Consider the following 507-nt stretch of genomic DNA (forward strand, 5'->3'; position numbering starts at 1 on the left):
AGTTTAAGGGAATGGGGAATCACACTTTTCAGTATTCCGTCATGCTATCGGTAATGACAAAAAATAAAGTTGATAGTGGGAATAACGTAGTTATAAAACATAAAATTAAACATGAAACTAGGTGGATACTTTGAATAAAATTTTGTTGATTATTATTACTGGTTTACTAACATTTTCAGTTTTTATGGTACCTAATTTACAAGATATACAGATGGTAGAAGCATCTAATGATGATTTTAATGAAGACCAGCAGAAGTTTTTGGAGTATTTAAATGAATTTAGAAAAGATGCGGGATTGAATGAAATTACCTTGAATCCGATTCTTAACAAAGCTGCAGAAAATCATGCATATTATTTTATAAATAATTGGGATTTAAGTAATCTTTATGGCGAGATAGAAGGCAATGAGGGTTTTACAGGAAAAGACGTTTATGACCGAATAATTGCAGCCGGTGGAGATGTTGATTTAGCAAGTAGATCGTTTGACAAGATGATAGCCAATTTTTC

The 507-nt window shown here is 31.4% G+C and carries 1 protein-coding gene; it reads left to right on the top strand.

The genetic code is table 11. The features are described from left to right. Window positions 1-121 precede the first annotated feature (121 nt). Window positions 122-507 (top strand): CAP domain-containing protein (locus ABD785_RS41230; RefSeq protein ID WP_344840375.1); only part of this gene is annotated, 386 nt, incomplete at its 3' end.

It is taken from the genome of Actinocorallia longicatena, assembly GCF_039534125.1.
Classification (GTDB): Bacteria; Actinomycetota; Actinomycetes; order Streptosporangiales; family Streptosporangiaceae; genus Actinocorallia; species Actinocorallia longicatena.